The sequence below is a fragment of the Microcoleus sp. S13_C5 genome, assembly GCF_036700845.1.
GTDB lineage: Bacteria > Cyanobacteriota > Cyanobacteriia > Cyanobacteriales > Microcoleaceae > Microcoleus.
Genome location: NZ_JAUBPR010000217.1, coordinates 1 through 4842 on the forward strand (window position 1 = coordinate 1; position 4842 = coordinate 4842).

At 37.5% G+C, this 4842-nt stretch carries 2 protein-coding genes; both read right to left on the reverse strand.

All coding sequences use genetic code 11. The annotated features are described in order from the left end of the window. Positions 1 to 4031: serine/threonine-protein kinase PknK (locus tag QUA04_RS28680; protein WP_333263902.1), on the reverse strand; the 4031-nt coding region annotated here is incomplete at its 3' end. A gap of 418 nt (positions 4032 to 4449) precedes the next feature. Then, positions 4450 to 4842: HAMP domain-containing sensor histidine kinase (locus tag QUA04_RS28685; protein ID WP_333263905.1), on the reverse strand; the 393-nt coding region annotated here is incomplete at its 5' end.

Below are 4842 nucleotides of genomic sequence, written 5' to 3' on the forward strand. Positions count from 1 at the left end.
ATTTCACCTGAAATTGCTTGGGAAGCTTTCATTACTGTGGCTAAATCTAGCGTCTCTCCCAAATTAGTGCTAGTGGTAGTAGCCGCACTCGTTGTTTGGTTAATTTTTGTTTGGGTTGTTATCTTGGTTGACTTTCTAGCTAGCAATTGGGGGTATTTTTCCTCTAAATCATCAACTTTAGCTAGAGCGCCCCATATCTGGTAGCCATAGTGAGCTTTTTGCATATAAATTTGGGCAAAATCTTCTTTCCTTTTAGCTAACCAGAATTTAGCCGCTAGTTCATTCCCCAAAGCTTCGTTCTGGATATATTCGTTTTCTCTAGCCGAAGCGATCGCTTTGTCGTATAAATCCATTGCTTCTAAAGCCTTACCAGAAATTCGCGCTATTTCTGCCGCTATCAGTAAATACTGATGTAAATAATTATCTGGGCAGCTCTCAGCCCAAATTTTTGTTTTTTCTAGATTATTATGTAAAATTTTCCAGTAGTTTTCTTTTTCATCAATAGTAGCCTCTGAATAGACAGCAGCCAAAATTAATGAATAATAGAAATAGTGTTGAGTGATATTAAAAAAGCCGAAATTATTAATTTCTTTTTCATTTCCTTGAGCCAGTTTGAGAGCCTCAGAATAGTTATCATAAATAAATAAAACTTGAGCCTTGAAAGTTATATACCAAGTCTTAACATGATAAAACTTCGTATTTTCCCAGTGTTGCAAGCACAACGCTTCACTATATATTTCATCATCGAAGTTGTATTTGTCTTGAGTCAATCCTTGTAAATTTAAAGTAGTTTGCTGTAAAGACATAAATCCATACAGCATACTTAAGTCATTTGTCTGCTTCATAACAGCTATATATTTACAAGATTCTTCATAAACCTTTTTTAGAGGCTGACCTATAATAAACCTAGTCCATATACTAAACATCATCGTCCAAACTATGTAAACTAAATCGCCACACTCTAGCCCACCTTTATAAGCTGTCCTAAAAATTTCTAAGTTGGTTTTTAAATGATTATTATAAGGATTAATTCTCAAAGCGAAAAGATTAGGAACTTTACAACTAAGGCTCTTGTTGTTAAATTTATCATTGAGCTTTAAAGCTAGCTTACCAAATTCATAAGCTGATTTATATTCATTTCGAGATGATAACAACATTCCATAAGTAACATAACCGAAGGCTGATAAATCTGTGTTGCCATACCTTAAGGACATATTGACTATCTTTAATATAGATAAATCTAGCCAATTTTGATGTCCAACATAATAAGCTACCGCCCACAAATCAATTAATAATTTAATGCTGGCTCTTTTTGTCAAGTCTCTAAGCTCAGGAGCATGGATTAAATCAGCAACTTTTCTTTGGGACAGATTTAACGATACCTGTTGTAATTCTACTTCTACTGCCTTTGGTAATTGTTCTTCTGTACGAGGCAAATCCATACCCAAACATTCTAAGCCAGCAAGCGTGAACTTGAGCGCTTCATCTTTCCGTGATAAAGTTGAACAAAAGAATGTATAAAGAGAATAAATTTCTGCTTTATCTATGGCCGATTTGCTGTTACTTAAGGCTATCTTGAAAAGTTCTTCTGCTTCCTCAAGATTGCCAGCTAAATACTCGCACTCACTTCGATCTCTATAGAGAGTAAATGTTAATTCGTAATAATTTTCCCAACCCTGACTCCCTAGTAGGTTTATTCCTAAAGCAAAATAGGTAGCTGCTGTTTTATAAGCTGTGGAAGCTTTGCCTTTTTTGCCTGCTATTAAATTCAATTTTGACAATTTAACTTTCTGTTCTAAATCATCAATCAATTCCACACCAGTATTAAGATGATTGACCAGATCGAAAATCTTTTCTTCCAGTTCTTCTTCAGTAGTATTTTTTAAAAGTAGGTGACCGATTTTGAGGTGAACTTGTTTTTTATGCTCTTCTGGGATAGTGGCATAAGCTGCTTGTTGCACTCGATCGTGCAAAAAATTAAAAGTAAGAATAATTAGGGGAGCCTCTATTATTTCTTCTGGGGTAATTTCTAACTCAGAAATAGGTAATACTAAACCTTCCTGAATTGCTGGTAAAAGGTTTTGATAAGCGACTGCTGCTGAAGTTTCATGGATAATAGAAAGGGTGTGCAAATCAAATGTGTTGCCTACACAAGCAGCTAACTGTAAAATCTGCTGTGTGGAGGTAGGAAGTTTTCTTAACTTCCTAACCATTAACTCCACAACATTATCAGTAATGCCTACTGCCTCAATTAAAGCTATGTCCCATTGCCATTGGGGTTTACTGCCTTGAGACGGAGGAATAAATGTAAGTAAGCCTTCCTGATAGAGAGTTTTGAGAAATTGATTGACAAAGAAGGGGTTACCAGAAGTTTTCCTGATTACTAATTGAGCTAATGGTTCTACTGCAATTGTGTTCGAGTGTAACGTATCACAAATTAAGTGACCAATATGTTCAATAGCTAAGGGAACTAATGTGATGTTGTTGATAACAGAGGCTTTTGACTGTAGTAAATCAAGAGTTATCATCAAGGGATGTCCAGGAGCGACTTCGTTATTTCGATAGGCCCCAATTAAGAACAAATAGCGCCTTTGTGCATCTGTCATCATTACTTCTAGCAACTTCAGCGTGGCCGAATCAGCCCATTGTAAATCGTCTAAAAAGATGACTAAAGGATGATCAGATGAGCAAAACACGCCGATGAATTTTTGAAATATTGAATTAAAACGATTTTGTGACTCGGCTGCCGCTAATTCTGGCACGGCTGGCTGCTTACCAATAATGAGTTCCACTTCTGGAACGACATCAATAATGACTTGTCCGTTTTTACCCAAAACGGCTAAAAGTTTTTCTTTCCATTGAACTAATCGTGCTTCACTTTCAGTTAGTATTTGCTTCACTAAGGAGCGAAAAGCATTGATGATAGCCGCGTAAGGAATATTGCGTTGAAATTGGTCGAACTTACCCGCAATAAAATAACCCCTTGCCTTAGTAATGGGTTTATAAACTTCTTGTACTAAGGCGGATTTGCCAATGCCAGAATAACCCGACACTAACATGATTTCTGTCGTGCCATTGCTGACGCGCTCAAACCCAGCTAGCAAGGTTTCTACTTCTTGTTCTCTCCCATAGAGTTTTTGGGGAATTTGAAACTTATCAGTAATATCTTTTTGGGCGATATCAAAATCTGCAATCCTTCCCTTAGTTCGTAATTGCTCCAGACATTCTTCTAAATCGGCGACGATTCCCCAAGCACTTTGATATCTGGCTTCAGCCCTCTTTTCTAACAGCTTCATCACAATATCGGAAACCACTTTAGGAATGTTTGGCTCGATTGCATGAGGCGGTATCGCTTGTTTAGCAATGTGGCAGTGGACTAATTCCATTGCATCGCTGTAATCGTATGGTACTTGTCCCGTCAGCAGTTCGTAAAAAGTAACTCCTAATGAGTAAAAATCAGTGCGGTAGTCGATCGCTCGGTTCATTCTGCCTGTTTGTTCCGGCGATATATACCTGAGAGTGCCTTCTAAAACATTAGGATTTTTTAGGGTAGGATTCTCACGAGTTAAAACAGTAGAGATGCCAAAATCTATGATTTGGACTAGCCCTGTTGTCGAGTTAATAATAATATTGCTGGGGTTGATATCTTTATGAATAATGTTATGTTGATGAATTTGACCTAAAGCTCTGGTTATTTTAATAGCTGTTGGCAAAAACTCTTGTAAGGTAAGTTTTTGAGAAGCCAACCAAACCTTTAATGATTCTCCACCAGTATCCTCGAAAATAATAGCCAAACTGTTCTGGTATCTCTCTAAGCTGTAGGTTTTAGGGACACTTTCTAGGTCAAGATTGCGTGTAATTTCGTATTCCTGCTTGTATCTGACTAACGAAGCTGGCATCGGATAATCTAGCTTGAGAAATTTGAGAATTATGGGTTGGTTGTCTTGCTTTCTCAGTCCTCGGTAAACTAAAGAATTGTTACTTTCATGAATTTGGCTGGTAATTTCGTAGCCTGCTAAGTTAATCATCATTGCAGTTTCTCTTAAATATTAATACACCAGTTTTTGAGGAAGTGCCAATTTATAAGTAGATGTATGCTCTGATACCTAATTCTACTATGCACTTTCAGCAAAACTTAAGCTTTACTAAAAATATTTTTTCTTAACATTTCTAAAAAAAAATACAAATAAAGATTCATTTTAGGAGGGATCTCGCAGCTTCCTCCAAAAGCAGGCAGAACAGAGTGAAGGGATCTCGCCGTTGGCCTTCAGAGGAGATTTGTAGGGCTTGTTATAGTTACTAGAGCGATCGTCAGATCTGCCTAGACCCGCATCTGAGTTAAATCCTTCAGCCAAGAGCATTGTTTGAGATGATTCTTGAGTGGAAAAACCGTAAATATTGTCCATTGCTGCTTATCTATGTTTATTACTGAACTTTTGATTTGGGAAACTACAGTTTTGCATCGATTTGCAAGGGTAACTTAATTATAAATTTGGTTCCCACTCCCACCTTACTTTTACATTCTATTTCACCCAGAAGTTTTTGGGTAACTAAATTGTAGACAATATGCAATCCCAACCCGCTACCCCCCTGACCGCGTTTGGTAGTAAAGAATGGCTCGAAAATTTTACTTAAATTTTCTGGGGGAATGCCTCGACCATCATCGGAATATTCAAAGCTAAGTTGCTCCCCATCTTGCTGCCAATCAAAAGCGAGCTTTCCAGTAGCGCCTGGTTCGTAAGCATGAATCAGAGAGTTCATCAGCAAATTTGTGACAACTTGGGATAATGCACCTGGATAAGAATCTAGGGCCATTTTGGTGTCTCCCTTAATTTCGATCGA